Source organism: Streptomyces sp. NPDC036764, assembly GCF_055609385.1.
The window spans coordinates 144,548-160,873 of sequence record NZ_JBVJPT010000007.1 but is presented as its reverse complement, the minus strand read 5'-3'; the positions used below and the strand labels follow the sequence as shown (position 1 = coordinate 160,873).

The 16,326-nt window shown below is 68.9% G+C and carries 14 protein-coding genes; 4 read left to right on the top strand and 10 right to left on the bottom strand.

All coding sequences use genetic code 11. The features are described from left to right. Positions 1–91: 91 nt before the first annotated feature. From orn to ACZ69Q_RS25595, 3 genes are all read right to left on the bottom strand, one after another. A complete protein-coding gene (gene orn, locus ACZ69Q_RS25605; protein WP_471045937.1) occupies positions 92–694 on the bottom strand; it encodes an oligoribonuclease in 603 nt (200 codons plus the stop codon). Positions 695–857: 163 nt separating this feature from the next. Then, positions 858–2,096: a GlxA family transcriptional regulator gene (locus tag ACZ69Q_RS25600; protein WP_471045934.1), complete on the bottom strand. Its 1,239-nt coding sequence runs from the start codon at positions 2,094–2,096 to the stop codon at positions 858–860. A 377-nt stretch (positions 2,097–2,473) separates the two neighbouring features. Beyond that, positions 2,474–2,791, bottom strand: coding sequence for a hypothetical protein (locus tag ACZ69Q_RS25595; RefSeq protein WP_471045931.1), 318 nt, complete (start codon positions 2,789–2,791; stop codon positions 2,474–2,476). Positions 2,792–3,136: 345 nt separating this feature from the next. Here ACZ69Q_RS25595 and ACZ69Q_RS25590 point away from each other — a divergent pair, with 345 nt between their 5' ends. Then, positions 3,137–3,664, top strand: a complete 528-nt coding sequence (locus ACZ69Q_RS25590; RefSeq protein ID WP_030944387.1) for a universal stress protein — start codon at positions 3,137–3,139, stop codon at positions 3,662–3,664. A gap of 150 nt (positions 3,665–3,814) precedes the next feature. Continuing rightward, positions 3,815–4,381 carry a GPR1/FUN34/YaaH family transporter gene (locus ACZ69Q_RS25585; RefSeq protein WP_471045927.1) on the top strand — a complete coding sequence of 189 codons (567 nt, stop codon included), beginning with the start codon at positions 3,815–3,817 and terminating at the stop codon, positions 4,379–4,381. Positions 4,382–4,618: 237 nt separating this feature from the next. Here the strand turns inward: ACZ69Q_RS25585 and glmS are convergent, their stop codons facing one another. After that, complete coding sequence (glmS, locus tag ACZ69Q_RS25580) at positions 4,619–6,436, bottom strand: glutamine--fructose-6-phosphate transaminase (isomerizing) (protein ID WP_471045924.1); 1,818 nt, start codon at positions 6,434–6,436, stop codon at positions 4,619–4,621. Positions 6,437–6,450: 14 nt separating this feature from the next. Continuing rightward, positions 6,451–6,708 (bottom strand): hypothetical protein, encoded by a 258-nt coding sequence (locus ACZ69Q_RS25575; RefSeq protein WP_126900017.1) that lies wholly within the window; start codon positions 6,706–6,708, stop codon positions 6,451–6,453. Positions 6,709–6,883: 175 nt separating this feature from the next. Here ACZ69Q_RS25575 and ACZ69Q_RS25570 point away from each other — a divergent pair, with 175 nt between their 5' ends. Beyond that, positions 6,884–8,446, top strand: a complete 1,563-nt coding sequence (locus ACZ69Q_RS25570; protein WP_471045920.1) for a purple acid phosphatase family protein — start codon at positions 6,884–6,886, stop codon at positions 8,444–8,446. A gap of 23 nt (positions 8,447–8,469) precedes the next feature. Here ACZ69Q_RS25570 and ACZ69Q_RS25565 read toward each other — a convergent pair whose 3' ends face one another. Then, positions 8,470–9,354, bottom strand: a complete 885-nt coding sequence (locus ACZ69Q_RS25565) for a DUF4429 domain-containing protein (RefSeq protein WP_471045918.1) — start codon at positions 9,352–9,354, stop codon at positions 8,470–8,472. A gap of 95 nt (positions 9,355–9,449) precedes the next feature. Here ACZ69Q_RS25565 and ACZ69Q_RS25560 point away from each other — a divergent pair, with 95 nt between their 5' ends. Continuing rightward, a complete protein-coding gene (locus ACZ69Q_RS25560) occupies positions 9,450–11,042 on the top strand; it encodes a beta-N-acetylhexosaminidase (RefSeq protein WP_471045916.1) in 1,593 nt (530 codons plus the stop codon). A gap of 151 nt (positions 11,043–11,193) precedes the next feature. On the opposite strand, the gene ACZ69Q_RS25555 is transcribed toward ACZ69Q_RS25560, so the two are convergent. The 4 genes from ACZ69Q_RS25555 to desA are packed head-to-tail and all read right to left on the bottom strand — an operon-like array spanning position 11,194 to position 16,202. Continuing rightward, positions 11,194–12,966 (bottom strand): IucA/IucC family protein, encoded by a 1,773-nt coding sequence (locus ACZ69Q_RS25555; protein WP_471045913.1) that lies wholly within the window; start codon positions 12,964–12,966, stop codon positions 11,194–11,196. Then, entirely contained in the window at positions 12,963–13,502 is a 540-nt protein-coding gene (locus ACZ69Q_RS25550) for a GNAT family N-acetyltransferase (protein ID WP_471045910.1), read from the bottom strand. Before ACZ69Q_RS25550 ends, ACZ69Q_RS25555 begins: the two co-directional genes overlap by 4 nt. Beyond that, positions 13,499–14,776: a lysine N(6)-hydroxylase/L-ornithine N(5)-oxygenase family protein gene (locus tag ACZ69Q_RS25545; RefSeq protein ID WP_471045907.1), complete on the bottom strand. Its 1,278-nt coding sequence runs from the start codon at positions 14,774–14,776 to the stop codon at positions 13,499–13,501. The genes ACZ69Q_RS25550 and ACZ69Q_RS25545 overlap by 4 nt, the downstream gene beginning before the upstream one ends. Then, positions 14,760–16,202, bottom strand: a complete 1,443-nt coding sequence (gene desA, locus ACZ69Q_RS25540; RefSeq protein WP_471045904.1) for a lysine decarboxylase DesA — start codon at positions 16,200–16,202, stop codon at positions 14,760–14,762. The genes ACZ69Q_RS25545 and desA overlap by 17 nt, the downstream gene beginning before the upstream one ends. Between the last annotated feature and the right edge of the window lie 124 nt (positions 16,203–16,326).

Genomic DNA, 16,326 nt, shown 5'->3' with positions numbered 1-16,326 from the left:
GTCCCCGACCGGCCGAGAAAAAGTGTACAGGGTCCGAAGGGGTGCTCGCGCACGCCTTTTACGGCGCCCCTGCGCGACCCCCCTCGTACACCTACTGAGCAGGCAGAACGTGCTTCGCGGCGATCGACTTCGCGGTGTCGGAGTCGGGGCCGGGCTGGGGCACGAAGACGGCCTCGCGGTAGTAGCGCAGTTCGGCGATGGACTCGCGGATGTCGGCGAGGGCGCGGTGGTTGCCGTTCTTCTCCGGGCTGTTGAAGTAGGCGCGCGGGTACCAGCGCCGGGCGAGCTCCTTGATGGAACTGACGTCCACGATCCGGTAGTGGAGGTAGTCCTCCAGGGTCGGCATGTCGCGCAGCAGGAAGCCGCGGTCGGTGCCGACGGAGTTCCCGCACAGCGGCGCCTTGCCGGGTTCCTTGACGTGCTCGCGGACATAGGCGAGGACCTGGTCCTCGGCGTCCTTGAGGGTCGTGCCGCCGGCGAGTTCGGCGAGCAGCCCGGACGAGGTGTGCATCTGACGCACCACCTCCGGCATCGTCTCCAGCGCCGCGTCCGGCGGGCGGACGACGATGTCCACACCCTCGCCGAGGATGTTCAGCTCGGAGTCGGTGACGAGGGCGGCAACCTCGATGAGCGCGTCGTCGGACAGCGAGAGGCCGGTCATCTCGCAGTCGATCCACACCATGCGATCGTTCATGCGACCACCCTACGGCCGGCGTCCGTTCTTGGGTGCCCCGCGTCGGTGCTGACGTCACCGGGGGCTGCCGCCCCCGGACCCCCGCTTCGGCCCTGAAGGGCCTTGTCCTCAAACGCCGGACGGGCTGAAACTTCAGCCCGTCCGGCATCACAAGGTCACGAGGTCACGATCCGCTGCGCTGCCCCGGAAGGCTCGCCCGGCTCGCCGCGTAGGCCTCGCGGCCGTTGTCCGACGCCACCGACAGGGGCGCGGACGTACCCAGCGGCGCCGGTGTTCGGCGGGCCTGGAGCGGGACCGGACCGGCGTCCGGGTATGCGGAGGGCGGCGGGCCCTGCGGCATGCTCGGGCCGACCGCCGGCTCCGGCTCCGTCGGCTTGTCACTCTGCGGACGCCGGGCACGGTACGCCGCCCGGTACGCGGCCGGCGACGAACCGAGCTGGCGGCGGAAGTGGCCGCGCAGCGCCACCGGCGAGCGGAAGCCGCAGCGGCCCGCGACCTCGTCCACCGAGTAGTCGGACGTCTCCAGCAGGCGCTGCGCCTGAAGGACCCGCTGGGTGATCAGCCACTGGAGCGGAGCGCTTCCCGTCAGCGAGCGGAACCGGCGGTCGAAGGTCCGGCGGCTCATGTACGCGCGTGCCGCCAGCGTCTCCACGTCGAACTGCTCGTGCAGGTGCTCCAGCGCCCAGGCGACGACCTCCGCGAGCGGGTCCGCGCCGATTTCCTCTGGTAAAGATCGATCGAGGTAGCGCTCCTGACCGCCGGATCGGCGCGGCGGGACCACCAGGCGGCGGGCGAGCGCTCCGGCCGCCTCGTTGCCGTGGTCCGTCCGCACGATGTGGAGACAGAGATCGATTCCGGCCGCGGTGCCGGCCGACGTCAGCACGTCGCCGTCGTCGACGAACAGTTCGCGTGGATCCACGTGCACCGACGGATAGCGCTTGGCCAGCGTCGGTGCGTACATCCAGTGTGTCGTCGCGGGGCGGCCGTCCAGCAGGCCCGCCGCCGCGAGGACGAAGGCGCCGGTGCACAGCCCGACGATGCGGGCGCCTTCCTCGTGCGCCCGGCGCAGAGCGTCGAGCGCGTCCTCCGGTGGCGGTGAGGTGATCGAACGCCAGGCCGGCACGACGACCGTGCCCGCCCGCGAGATCGCCTCCAGGCCATGTGGCGCGGTGAGTTCCAGGCCCCCTGTGGTCCGCAGTGGGCCTTCCTCGCCGCCGCACACCAGAAGTCGGTAGCGCGGCACGCCGGCGTCCTGGCGGTCTATACCGAACACCGACAGCGGTATGGAACTCTCGAAGATGGGGCCGCCGCTGAACAGCAGCACCGCGACGATCTCCTTGCGGCGTCGCCCGGAAAGCTTCCGGGCCGCGGCTTCCGGCGCGGCAGTGGAGTCGTGGCTCATACTGCTAAGCCCCCCTCGGTGGTCGCGGCTCCTCGGTTGTGTCGCTCCTGCACGTTTCCCCTCGGTCCTGCACGAGTCCCCCGCCGTAGACAGTCAAGATCGAATCTACTGTGTCGCATCGCGCCGCAGTGGCCGGTTCGGCACTCGGCACATTGTCGACTTGGCAACTTGGCGTGAAGCATTCGATCACGAAGCGTTGCACTCGCGGGCCGTGCAGGGAAGTGCGCCTTGTCGCAGTGGCCAATCCACGTAGGGTGCGCAGGGCCCCTGAGGCCCTTTCCGTGCAGGTGGAACGGGGGTTGGGGGGTGTTCTGGGCCGGGGATGCATGCTCGCCAGAAGTTGGCTGAAAAGTGGCGTGCCCGTGCGTGAAAACCGGTCAGCCGACCGGTGTACTTCCCCCAGTGTGACGTCCGCCTCTATGGGCCCCGGTCCCCGTGCGGTGATGACGTCCGCGACGCCGGGGGGACGGGCCGTGGAGTTCCTCCTGCCGCAGCCGCGTCGCGCCGCGCTCCGACTGGCGCAGCAGCAGGCGGCACACGGCCGTCACGGCCCCGAGGCCGAGGGCCGTGCCGGCGGCGCCGGCGAGCGAGCTGCCGTACCAGAGCAGGACCACGGGGACCAGGACGCAACTGAAGGCCGCCCAGCGGACCACGTCGGTGGTGCTGTCCTCGGCGGGGGTGCGAGGTCCGGACATGGATATGTGCTCCTGTGCTGCCTGGGCGGTGCTCGTGGTGATCAACGCGGGGCGGGGCAGTCGGTCACTGGTGGCGGGCCGTCGGTCCGGCGCGCGCAAGTGAATCCTGTGCAAACCGCCTGTACACCGCAGCAAGCATTGCGTTACGGGCGTCCCCTCGTGCATGCTCCCTGGAACCCGCACCGACCGTGAGCGGGTATCTGGGTTAAGGAGGCGTGCCGCCGTACCCTTGGGGTATGGGGTTGGGAAGACCATTCCCGGACACAGCTCCGCCGCACACTGCCGCATCCATCAACGAGCTCCGCTCGCGGGCCCCCATATAAGGATCAATACGCCGAGACAGCCATGGCCGGTCACGAATTCTTCGAACCAGCGGACCGCAAGCGGCCCGTCGCCGACCCTACGGCGGCCGAGCCCCTGGCGGCGGAAGAGCCACGCCACTCCTGCGATCCAGCCTTCAAGCACGGCGTCGTCGTCGGCTTCGACGGCTCCACCTCCAGTGAGCGCGCCCTCGCGTACGCCATCGGCATGGCTCATCGCTCCGGGTCGGGCCTGATCATCGTCCATGTCGCCAACCGCCTGCCCACCACGGTGTGGGCGGGCTGCGAGCCGCCGGTCTTCGTCGACGTACCGGACCACCGCACCGAGGTGCTCGGCCTCGAACTCGCGTGCGCGGACTACCTCGCCGAGGTGCCGTGGATCCTGGTCGAGCGCGGCGGTGACATCTGCCACGAGCTCGAAGAGGTCGGGCGGGAGTACGAAGCGGACGCGATCGTCGTCGGCTCCACACAGGGCATCGTCGGACGGATCTTCGGGTCCGTCGCGGGGCGGCTCGCCAAGCGGGCCAAGCGCCCTGTCGTTGTCATTCCGTAACTCGCCGTTGTCCCAGGTGAGATGAGCCCGTTCGGGACGTCGACTCCTTTCTGCGCAGCGTGAACTTACTCACGCGTAGAGGTGTTTGTGCCCTTGTGAAGGGCATATATCGCACACCGCACAACTGCACATGCATGAAGGGAGCCCGCCGTGGACAACGACGTCTCCGCGGGAAGCGGAATCACCAGCGTGGTCGGCCGACTCGCCCTCGGAATCACCCTGTTGGCCTTCGGCCTCGGGTACGCCGATGTGATCGACGGCGTGTCGGCCGCTGACGCCGTATCAATCGCCCAGTACGTGGGCGGCATTGCCCTCTTCGTCGCCGGGCTCATGGCCCTACGGGATCGTGACGCCGCGAACGGCACCGCGTTCGTGGCCCTCGGCGCGCTCTGGTTCACCTGGGCCGTCGCCGCCGACAATCAGGTGTCCGCCAATGCCGCGGGGCTCTTCCTGCTGCTCTTCGCCCTTGTGGCGCTGTCCCTCACACTCGCCGGTGGCGACCAGCTCGGTCAGGGCACGTACGGGCTGTTCTTCGTCGGCCTGCTCCTCATGGCCATCGCGAGCTTCGCGGACAACGACGGGCTCACCAAGGTGGGTGGCTGGTTCGCCGTCGCCGCGGGGGCGGTGGCTTGGTATGCGGCGACTGCGGCGCTGGCCCACTGGCCGACCGCACTTCCTCGACGCGCTGCGGGCCGGGGGGTGACGGCCGCCGGTTAGCTGCGCAGGCTGGGGGTTGGGCGGCCCCCGGCGTTGAAAACGGACCCCCCGTGAATGGTGGCATCACGTGGGGGTCCGTCTTGTGCGTCGGCCGGCGCGGGTGTGTGGGGGGTTGCTCGCGCCCACGCGGCGGAGCCGCAAATCGATACAGCCCCGCGCCCCTAAGGACAGGGGCTGCGCCCCTGAAGGCAGGGGCTGGGCCCCTTATCAGGGGCCCAGCCCCTGATAAGGGGTCGGCTACTCCACCGTTACCGACTTGGCCAGGTTCCTCGGCTTGTCGATGTCTCGGCCGAGGGCCAGGGCCGTGTGGTAGGCGAGGAGTTGGAGGGGGATGCCCATCAGGATCGGGTCGAGTTCGTCCTCGTTCTTCGGGACGACGATCGTCTGGTCCGCCTTCTCCTGGTGCTGGTGGGCCACCGCGAGGATCTTGCCGCTGCGGGCCTTGATCTCCTCCATGGCGGCGCGGTTCTTCTCCAGCAGGTCGTCGTCGGGGACGATCGCGACCGTGGGCAGGGCCGGCTCGATCAGGGCCAGCGGGCCGTGCTTGAGCTCGGAGGCGGGGTAGGCCTCGGCGTGGATGTAGGAGACCTCCTTGAGCTTCAGGGAGGCCTCACGGGCGACCGGGTAGCCACGGACGCGGCCGATGAAGAGCATCGAGCGGGCCTCGGCGTACTCCTGGGCCAGCTTCTTGACCTCCTCCTCCTGCTCCAGCATCTCGGCGATCTGGGCGGGCAGCTTGCGCAGGCCCTCGATGATCCGCTTGCCGTCGCGGACCGAGAGGTCGCGGGTGCGGCCCAGGTGGAGGGCCAGGAGCGCGAAGGCCACTGTCGTGTTCGTGAAGCACTTCGTCGAGACCACGCAGACCTCCGGGCCCGCGTGGACGTAGATGCCGCCGTCGGCCTCGCGGGCGATGGCGGAACCGACCACGTTGACCACGCCCAGGACCCGCGCGCCCTTGCGCTTCAGCTCCTGCACGGCCGCCAGGACGTCGTACGTCTCACCGGACTGGGAGACGGCGATGTAGAGCGTGTCGGGGTCCACGACCGCGTTGCGGTAGCGGAACTCGGAGGCCGGCTCGGCGTCCGCGGGGATGCGGGCCAGCTCCTCGATCATCTGGGCGCCGATCATGCCCGCGTGGTACGAGGTGCCGCAGCCGAGGATCTTCACGCGGCGGATCTGGCGGGCCTCGCGGGCGTCCAGGTTGAGGCCGCCGAGGTGCACGGTGGAGAAGCGGTCGTCGATGCGGCCGCGCAGCACGCGGTCCACGGCGTCGGCCTGCTCGTGGATCTCCTTGTGCATGTAGGTGTCGTGGCCGCCCATGTCGTAGGACGCCGCTTCCCACTCGACCGTGGTGGGCTCCGCCGTCGTGCGGGTGCCCTCCGTCGTGTACGTGCGGAAGTCGTCGGCCTTCAGCGTGGCCATCTCGCCGTCGTCCAGCGTCACTATCTGGCGCGTGTGGGCGACCAGCGCGGCGATGTCCGAGGCGACGAACATCTCCTTCTCGCCGATGCCGAGGACGACCGGGGAGCCGTTGCGGGCGACGACGATGCGGTCCGGGTAGTCGGCGTGCAGCACCGCGATGCCGTACGTGCCCTCGATCAGGCGCAGCGTCTCGCGGACCTTGTCCTCCAGCTTCTCCGCCTGCGAGCGGGAGATGAGGTGGACGAGGACCTCGGTGTCGGTCTCGGAGAGGAACTCGACGCCGTCGGCCTCCAGCTTGCGGCGCAGGTCGGAGGCGTTGTCGATGATGCCGTTGTGGACGACGGCGACCTTGCCCTCGGCGTCCAGGTGCGGGTGGGCGTTCACGTCGGAGGGGGCGCCGTGGGTGGCCCAGCGGGTGTGGGCGATGCCGGTGGTGCCCTTGAAGCGCGCCGGGACCTTGGCCTCCAGGTCGCGGACCCGGCCCTTGGCCTTGACCATCTTCAGGGCGGGCGCCTTCGGGGAGGAGACGACCACGCCGGCCGAGTCGTAGCCGCGGTACTCCAGGCGCTGCAGGCCCTCCAGCAGGAGGGGCGCCACGTCACGCTTCCCGATGTATCCGACGATTCCGCACATATATATAGGTATCCCTAGCCGTAGACGATCCGGCGCAACTGGCGGAGCGTGAGCTCCGGCGGTGCCACCGTCCGGTATTTCAGGTCCGCCTCGATCTGTTCGAAGATCGTCGCGTTCACCAGGCCCTGGGCCTGGAGCTCGCGGTGGCGGCGACGGACGAACTCCTCGGTCGTCTCGTCGAAGTAGGCGAGCACGTCCTGGATCACCCGCGATGCCTCGCCCCGGCTGAGGGGCGTGCTGCGGGTCAGGTGATCAACAAGGTCGTCGTGCACTCGGTAGATCCTGGGGTATCGGGGACCGCTTCGCAAGAATCCTGCCCGATTTCGGGCAAGAGGGTGTCCGGGGCCTTTGGGAGAGTTATGGAACGCCCATGGGTGTCCGTTGGGCGGTTGTTCCGCGGGGGGATGTGTGCACCGACCAGCTTGTGGCGCCATGGACATTCCTCGCATGGGTGTACCCCAGCAACTCGCCGAGCGCATGAGCATGGCCGAACAGCACGAGTACCTGCGCGCCAAGTTCTCCCGGCGCACGATGATCAGAGGCGGCGCCGTCACCCTCGGCGCCGTCGCGGGCGGCACCTTCGTCCCCGGTGTCACCGCCCAGGCGGCCACCAGGACCCAGCCCCTCACGCAGACCGAGACCGTCGACGGCGCGGTCGTCGCCCCCTTCGGCCGCCACCTCGCCTACGGCAACGACGCACGCACCGAGATGACCGTCTCGTGGCAGGTGCCGGCCGCCGTGAAGAAGCCGTTCATCCGGATCGGCGCCCACCCCTGGGACCTCTCCCGCAAGATCGAGGCTGAGGTCCGCAGCCTCTACACCCCGGCCGGCGTCGGTGCCAGCGCCGATCACACGCAGTACTACCTCCACGCCAAGCTGACCCACCTCAAGCCGGGCCGGACGTACTACTACGGCGTCGGCCACCAGGGCTTCGACCCCGCCGAGGCGCACCTGCTCGGCACCCTCGGCACCTTCACCACCGCGCCCGCCCACAAGGAGCCGTTCACCTTCACGGCCTTCGGTGACCAGGGCGTCAGCTACCACGGCCTCGCCAACGACAGCCTGCTCCTGGGCCAGAACCCGGCCTTCCACCTGCACGCCGGTGACATCGCCTACGCCGACCCGTCCGGCGCCGGCAAGACCGCCGACACCGGCTTCGACTCGCGCGTGTGGGACCAGTTCCTGTACCAGACCGAGTCGGTCGCCAAGTCCGTGCCGTGGATGGTGAGTTACGGCAACCACGACATGGAGGCCTGGTACTCGCCCAACGGCTACGGCGGCGAGGAGGCCCGCTTCACGCTCCCCGACAACGGGCCCGACAAGAAGAACCTGCCGGGCGTGTACTCCTTCGTCCACGGCAACACCGCGATCATCTCGCTCGACCCCAACGACGTGTCGTACGAGATCCCCGCCAACCTCGGCATCTCCGGCGGCACCCAGACCAAGTGGTTCGAGGCGCAGCTCAAGAAGTTCCGGGCCGCCCACGACATCGACTTCGTCATCGTGTTCTTCCACCACTGCGCGTACTGCACCTCCACCGCGCACGCCTCGGAGGGGGGCGTGCGCCAGGAGTGGGTGCCGCTGTTCGAGAAGTACCAGGTGGACCTCGTCATCAACGGCCACAACCACCAGTACGAGCGAACGGATGTGATCAAGGGCGACAAGGTCGCGAAGAAGCTGCCGATCGGCGGCACGGCCTACCCCGAGACCGAGGGCGTGGTCTATGTCACGGCGGGCGCGGCCGGCCGGAGCCTGTACGCGTTCACCGCGCCGGACTCCTACGAGGGACACGAGAACGAGGTCGACTCCGTGGCCTCCTTCGTCAACCTCAAGGACGGCAAGAAGAACGAGACGGTCGCCTGGTCGCGCGTGCGCTACCTGAACTACTCGTTCCTGCGCGTGGACGTGAAGCCCGCGCCGCGCGGCCGCTACGCCACCCTGAAGGTGCAGGGCATCGCCGAGACCGGCGAGCGCATCGACCACTTCACGGTGGCCCGCAAGGCCAAGTAGGCCCGCCGCGTCCGCCCCGCCCGCTACATCCGCTTCAGCACCGCCTGCTTGGCCATCGTGAACTCCTCGTCCGTCAGTACGCCGGTGCGACGGAGCTCGCCGAGTTCGCGCAGGCGGCGCAGGAGCGCGTCGTGGTCGTCCTCGGCGGACGCGACCGGGGGAGCGGGCAGTTCCGCTCGCGCTTGCGGTACGTCGGCGGCGGTGGCCCTGGCCGGATGCGGCAGGCGGACCTGGACCGCCGCCGCGATCAGGGCCATCAGCGGGTCCTTCTTGAAGCCCCACAGCTCCACGGCGTTCGGGTCGTACTTGGGCGGGGCCTTGGTGGACGCGTTCCTGACGGTGAAGCGGAGGTGGCCGTTCTCCAGGCCCGCCGCCGGATGCCATTCCACGGCCGTGATGTCGGCCAGCGTGAGGGAGCGGGCGCCGGCGGCGGCCTTGGCGTCCTCGGTCTTCCAGTTCCACTCCAGCCGGACCCGCTCGCCGTCGAAGCTGGCGGTGGCGTCCCCGGCGGAGACGGACAGCGGGAGCGAGGGGCCCGGCACCAGATACGCGTCGACCGGGTCGGCGGGGACCTCGTCCAGCAGCAGGGCGTTGCGGACCTCGTCCACGAAGTACTCCGCGACGCCGTAGCGGTCGGACTCCACGATCAGTTGGTACGGGTCGTTGGGTTCGGTCAGCCGGCCGCCGGTGGCGTGCAGCAGCGGGTCGGCGCCGTCGCGCAGGCGCAGCCGGAGCCGTCCGGCCTTCTTGCCCTGCTCGAAGGAGACCCCCGCCAACGCCCCCAGCGGGAGCACCAGTTCACCCAGCGTCTTGCGGAACAGGCTGACGTTCTTGTCCCGTCCGGGAGTCAGCCGCAGTGCGTCGCCGTCGAAGACCCACGTGCCGTCCTTCTGGATGATTTCCGCCATGGGGTGGATTGTTCCACCAGTCTCACGAGAGAGTGGTCCAGACCTCTTGGAGCGCAATGGCTCATGGAAGGGACACGTCTGTGAGAGATCGCCGCGTGAGACAGCACCACAGAACGCTCCGCCTTCTCGGTTCCCTGCTGCTGGTCGCGATGGGCGCCTCGGTGACAGGAGCCGCTCCCGCCCAGGCGGCGCCGCCCACCCCGCTCGACCGCGTGGTCCCCGCGCCCGTGTCGGCCACCCCGGGCGGGACTCCCTACCGGATCACCAGCGGCACCCGGATCCGCGTCGACGACTCCCGCGAGAGCCGTCGCGTCGGCGAGTACCTCGCGGGCATCCTCCGCCCGTCCACCGGCTACCGCCTCCCGGTCACCGACAGCGGCGCAGGGGGCATCAGACTCCGGCTGTCCAAGGGCCCCTTCGGGTCCGAGGGCTATCGGCTCGACAGCGGCCGCAAGGGCGTCACCATCACCGCAGCCGGCCCCGCCGGGCTCTTCCACGGCGTCCAGACCCTGCGCCAGTTGCTCCCGGCGGCCGTCGAGAAGGACTCCGTCCAGTCCGGCCCCTGGCTGGTCGCGGGCGGCACCATCACCGACACCCCGCGCTACGGCTGGCGCGGCGCGATGCTGGACGTCTCCCGGCACTTCTTCAGCGTCGACCAGGTCAAGCGCTACATCGACCAGCTCGCCCTCTACAAGATCAACAAGCTGCATCTGCACCTCAGCGACGACCAGGGCTGGCGCATCGCCATCGACTCCTGGCCGCGCTTGGCGGCTCACGGCGGCTCGACCCAGGTCGGCGGCGGCCCCGGCGGGTACTACACCAAGTCCGACTACAGGGAGATCGTCCGCTACGCCTCCTCCCGCTATCTGGAGGTCGTCCCGGAGATCGACATGCCGGGTCACACCAACGCGGCCCTCGCCTCGTACGCCGAGCTCAACTGCGACGGCGTCGCGCCCCCGCTCTACACCGGCACCGAGGTCGGCTTCAGCTCGCTGTGCGTCAACAAGGAGATCACGTACGACTTCGTGGACGACGTGATCCGGGAGCTGGCCGCGCTCACGCCGGGCAAATACCTGCACATCGGCGGCGACGAGGCGCACTCCACCAGCCACGAGGACTATGTGAGGTTCATGGACCGCGTGCAGCCCATCGTCGCCGAGTACGGCAAGAAGGTCGTCGGCTGGCACCAGCTCACCGGGGCGACTCCGGCGGCGGGTGCGCTCGCGCAGTACTGGGGGCTGGACGACACGAGTGCCGAGGAGAAGGCGCAGGTCGCCAAGGCCGCGCAGAACGGCACCGGGATCATTCTGTCGCCGGCCGACCGGATCTACCTCGACATGAAGTACACGGCCGACACTCCGCTGGGGCTGGACTGGGCCGGGCTGGTCGAGGTGAAGCGGTCGTACGACTGGGATCCGGGCAACTATCTGCCGGGGGCGCCGGCTTCGGCGATCCGGGGTGTGGAGGCGCCGATGTGGACGGAGACGCTCACCAAGTCGGACGACATCGAGTACATGGCGTTTCCGAGGCTGGCGGGGGTGGCCGAGTTGGGGTGGTCGCCGGCTGCCACGCATGACTGGGATGCCTACAAGGTGCGGCTGGCTTCGCAGGGGCCGCGGTGGGAGGCGCTCGGGATCGACTTCTATCGGTCGCCGCAGGTTCCTTGGGCTACGGCGTCGGCGCAGTGACCCGGCTGCGGGCCGGTGGGGGCTGGTCGCGCCCCGCGGTGGAGCCGCAAATCGACACAGCCCCGCGCCCCTAAAGGCCAAAGCCTCAAAGCCGACGGGCACCCCGGGGGACCGTACCCCGGGGTGCCCGCCTGTCCGTGTGGGGCCGTGGCTACAGGCCCGCTATCGGGTTCTTCAGGTTGCCGACGAGCTGGAGGGCGCCGGCCGGGTCCGCCAGGTCGACCATCTGCTTGTTGTTGCGCAGTTGGAGGCGGTTGAGGCAGGACAGCGCGAACTCGGGCGCGAACATGTCGTACTGCTTGAACTTGTCGGCGAGTTCGGGCACCGAGTGCTGGTAGTCCCGGGTGACCTCGGCGACCGTGCGCCAGAAGTCGTCCTCCTCCAGGATCCCCTCGGTCGCGAGGTTCGCGGCGAGGAAGCGGAAGAAGCAGTCGAAGACGTCCGTGAAGATCGACAGGAGCTTCTTGTCCTCCGGGACCTCCACGCGCAGCCGCTCCACCGTCGGCGGCAGCACCGCGTCCGGGTCCATGACGGCGATCTCCTCGGCGATGTCCTTGTAGATCGCCCGCTCCACGACGCCGTCCTTCAGGACGAGGATGACGTTCTCGCCGTGCGGCATGTACACCAGGTCGTAGGCGTAGAAGCTGTGCAGCAGCGGGGTGAAGTACGCCTTCAGGTAGCGGCGCAGCCACTCCGCCGGCGTCAGACCCGACTGCTCGATCAGCGCGCCGGCGAAGGAGGCGCCCTCGTGGTCGACGTGGACGAGGGAGGCCATGGTCGCCAGCGACTCGCCGTCGCGCAGGGACGACACCGGGCTCTCGCGCCACAGCGCCGCCAGCATCTTGCGGTACGGCGAGTAGCGGTCCGTCGCGGCCTCGTACTCCAGGTGCCGGTAGCCGACGGCGGCGCGCTCGCGGATGATCGACAGGCCGGTCTCGCGCAGCACCGGGTCGTTCTCGATGAGCTGGGCCAGCCAGTCGTTGATCGCGGGCGTGGCCTCCATGTAGGCGGCCGAAAGACCGCGCATGAAGCCCATGTTGATGACGGACAGGGCCGTCTTCACATAGTGCTTCTCGGGGCTGGAGCTGTTGAAGAAGGTCCGGATGGACTGCTGGGCCAGGTACTCGTCGTCGCCCTCGCCCAGGCAGACCAGGTGCCGGCGGGCGACCTCGGCGGCGAAGGTGACGGCGAGCTTGTTCCACCACTGCCAGGGGTGGACGGGGATGAGGAGGTAGTCGGCCGGATCGAGGTCCTGATCGCGCAGGACGCCGTTGAAGCGCTCGACGGTCTCCGCGCCCAGCTCGTCGCGTACGAAGGTCTCGTACTCGATGCCGACGCCGGCCGTGAACGCGGCGCGCGAGCGGTGGGCCGCGAGCCACACCAGCCGGACCGGGCTCGCGGTCTCGGGGGCGTACGACAGGTACTCGTGTATGCCGAAGCCGAGCCGTCCGTTGTTGGCCACGAAGCAGGGGTGGCCCTCGGTCATGCCGGTCTCGATGGCCTGGAAGCCGGACCCGGCCAGGTCGGCGACCGGGACCTGCGGCTTGGTGAGCTTGTAGCAGGTGCCGGAGAGGGTGGAGGAGATCTCCTCCAGGTAGACCGGCAGGACCTCGTCGCTCAGGCCCAGGGACTTCTGCAGCTCGATGAAGAAGTCCAGGGCGGCGAGCGGGAGTTCGGCGCCGTCCCGGTGCCGGGTGATCGAGTCGGCGTCGACCTGCCAGTGGTCGAGGGCCCGGATCACCGCCTTGAAGGTGTACCGCGTCAGACCGTCGTCGCTGCGCACGACGTACTCGCCGGCACCGGTGGACTCCGGCGTGATGAGCCGCTCGTGCGCGAACTCGGCGAGGGCCTTGCGGATCAGGAGGCGGTTGGCCCGCGCCCAGCGGTGGGGGGACAGATGCGCTACGGCGTCGGACAGGGTCATACAGCTACTCCTCGGGCGGACAAGAACTGATCGCGCGTGCAGAAGCTCAGCAGCGCGCGCTTCTCCGGCTTGTCGATCTCACGGACGGGCACAAAGCCGACGGCCTCGTTCAGCGCGTGTACGGCCTTGTTGCCGACGTCGGGCTCCACCACGACCCGGCGGGTGCGCGGGTCGGCGAACAGCTCGTCCATCACGGCGGTGATGACGGCCCTGGTGAAGCCGCTGATCGGGCGGTCGGTGGGGGCGACCAGGAAGTGCATGCCGACGTCGCCGGGCTCGGGCTCGTACAGGCCGACCAGCTCCACGTAGCGGGGGTCGTAGCTCTCCATCAGGAAGGCCGGTTCGCCGTCGTGCAGGCCCAGGTAGGCGTGGTGGTGCTCATGGGCCGCGATGCGCATGTACTCGCGCTCGACGTCCTGGAGTTTGGCGTCCTGCATCATCCAGAACGCCGCCTTGGGGTCGGTGACCCAGCGGTGCAGCAGCTCGGCGTCCTTGAGCGGGTCGAGCGCGCGGATGGTGAACGTGCCGATGCTCATACGGAGAACTCCTGGAACGCGATCGTCTTCTCGACCGGGTAGTACTCGGTGCCGAGCAGCTCGCGGATGATGTACGCGTTCCGGTACGGGCCCATACCGAGGTCCGGGCTGGTGATGCTGTGCGTGTGGACGCCGGCGTTCTGGAGGAACACGCCGCGGCCGGTGACGTCGACGGCGTAGTTGCGGGCGACGTCGAAGTTGCCGTGTGAGTCGTAGACCAGGCGGTCGCGCACGGGCTTGAGGAACTCCGGCTCGGCGTACTTGTAGCCGGTGGCCAGGACCAGGCCCTGCGAGTCGAGCTCGAAGTCCTTGCCCTGCTCCTCCTGGCGGAAGGACAGGGTGTACGTGCCGTTCTCGTACCGCGCGCCGTTCAGCGAGGAGTTGGTGAGCAGCCGGGTCGGGACCGGGCCGCCGAGGTTCTTCTGGTAGAGCAGGTCGAAGATCTCGTTGATCAGGTCGCCGTCGATGCCCTTGAACAGGCCCTTCTGCTCGGCGGTGAGCCGGTAGCGGGTCGCCTCCGGCAGCTCGCGGAAGTAGTCGACGTACTCCGGCGACGTCATCTCCAGCGTGAGCTTGGTGTACTCCAGCGGGAAGAAGCGCGGCGAGCGGGTGACCCAGTTCAGCCGGTAGCCGTGGACGTCGATCTCGCTGAGCAGGTCGTAGTAGATCTCGGCCGCGGACTGCCCGGAGCCGACCAGCGTGATCGACTCCTTCTTCTGCAGCTCCGCCTTGTGCTGGAGATAGCGGGAGTTGTGCAGGAAGTCGCCGCCGAGCTCCCGGCAGGCCTCGGGTATGTAGGGCGGGGTGCCCGTGCCGAGGACGAGATGACGGGCGCGGAACTCGTCACCGTCGGCGCTCTTCACGACGTAGACGCCGTCCTCGTACGTCACCTCCGTCACCGTCGTGCCGAAGCGGATGCAGCTCAGCTTGTTCGCGGCCCAGCGGCAGTAGTCGTCGTACTCGACCCGCAGCGGGTAGAAGTTCTCGCGGATGTAGAACGAGTACAGCCGGCCCTTCTCCTTCAGGTAGTTCAGGAAGGAGTACGGCGACGTCGGGTCGGCCAGGGTGACCAGGTCCGACATGAACGGGGTCTGGAGGTGGGCGCCGTCCAGGAACATGCCCGCGTGCCACTCGAAGTCGGGCTTCGACTCCAGGAAGACGCCGTCGAGCTCGTCGATCGGCTCGGTCAGGCAGGCGAGACCGAGGTTGAACGGGCCGAGCCCGATCCCCACGAAGTCATGGGTTCTGGTCGGGTTTTCAGGACGCGCGGTCAAGGGACTCTCCCAGGTACTGCTCGGCGTGGCCGGCGATCAGGTCGAGGACGGCGGCGATGTCTTCGGTCGTCGTCTCGGGGTTGAGCAGGGTGAACTTCAGGTAGTGGCGGCCTTGGACCTTCGTGCCCGCGACGACCGCGTCACCGGAGGCGAACAGCGCCTTGCGGGCGTACAGGTTGGCGCGGTCGATCTCGGCCGGGTCCTTGACGGCGGCCGGGATGTAGCGGAAGACGAGGGTGGAGAGCGTGGGCTCGACGACCACGTCGAAGCGCGGGTCGGCGGCCAGCAGCTTCCAGCCCTCGACGGCCAGGTCGCAGACCTCGTCGAAGAGCTGCCCGATGCCGTCGGCGCCCATCGTGCGCAGGGTCATCCACAGCTTGAGGGCGTCGAAGCGGCGGGTGGTCTGCAGGGACTTGTCCACCTGGTTGGGGATGCGCTCCTGCACCATGCGGCGCGGGTTGAGGTACTCCGCGTGGTAGGTGGCGTGGCGCAGGGTCGAGGCGTCGCGGACCAGTACGGCGGAGGAACTCACCGGCTGGAAGAAGGACTTGTGGTAGTCGACCGTGACCGAGTCGGCGCGCTCGATGCCGTCGATGCGGCCGCGGTACTTCAGCGAGGCGAGCAGGCCGCAGCCGTAGGCGGCGTCGACGTGCATCCAGGTGCCGAACTGCTCGCACAGCTCGGCGATCTCGGGCAGCGGGTCGATGGAGCCGAAGTCGGTGGTGCCGCCGGTGGCGACGACGGCCATGGGCACCAGACCGTCCTTCCTGCAGCGCTCCAGCTCGTGGGCGAGCGCGACGGTCTGCATGCGCTTGTCGTGGTCGACGGGTATGGACACGACGGCGTCCTGTCCCAGACCGAGCAGTTTCGCCGACTTCTTCACGCTGAAGTGGCTGACCTCGGAGGCGAAGATGCGCAGTTTGGCCAGGCTGTCGCTCTTGGCCTCCTCACGGGCGAGCAGGAGCGCCTGGAGGTTGGACTGCGTGCCGCCCGAGGTGAAGACGCCGTCGGCGTTCTCGCCGAGACCTATGCGGGCCGTCGTCCAGTCGATGAGCTTGCGCTCGATGAGGGTGCCGCCGGCCGACTGGTCCCAGGTGTCCAGGGAGGAGTTGACGGCGGAGAGGATCGCCTCACCGAGCACCGCCGGGATGACGACGGGGCAGTTGAGGTGGGCGAGGTAGCGGGGGTGGTGGAAGTAGATCGCGTCCCGGAGGTAGACGTCCTCCAACTCGTCGAGCACCGCGGCGGTGTCGTGCAGCGGCTTGTCGAGGTCGATCGCGTCGATGGCCGGGGCGAGGGCGTCGACGGTGACACCGGTGAACGGACTGTCGGTGGCGGCGAGTTTGGCTGCCACCCGCTCTATACCTTCGGTCACGGAGCTGCGGTACCGCTCCGCGGTCGTGTCATTGAGCAGGTGCGAGCGCATGGGGAGGTCCTCCGGTGGGGACGGGCCGTGTGGTGCGGGGGATGCGTGCGTGAACTTAGGTTAGCCTAACCTAAGTAACACGGAATCAGGGCAGCCTCGACCGTGACTGTGATCACGTGGCTCC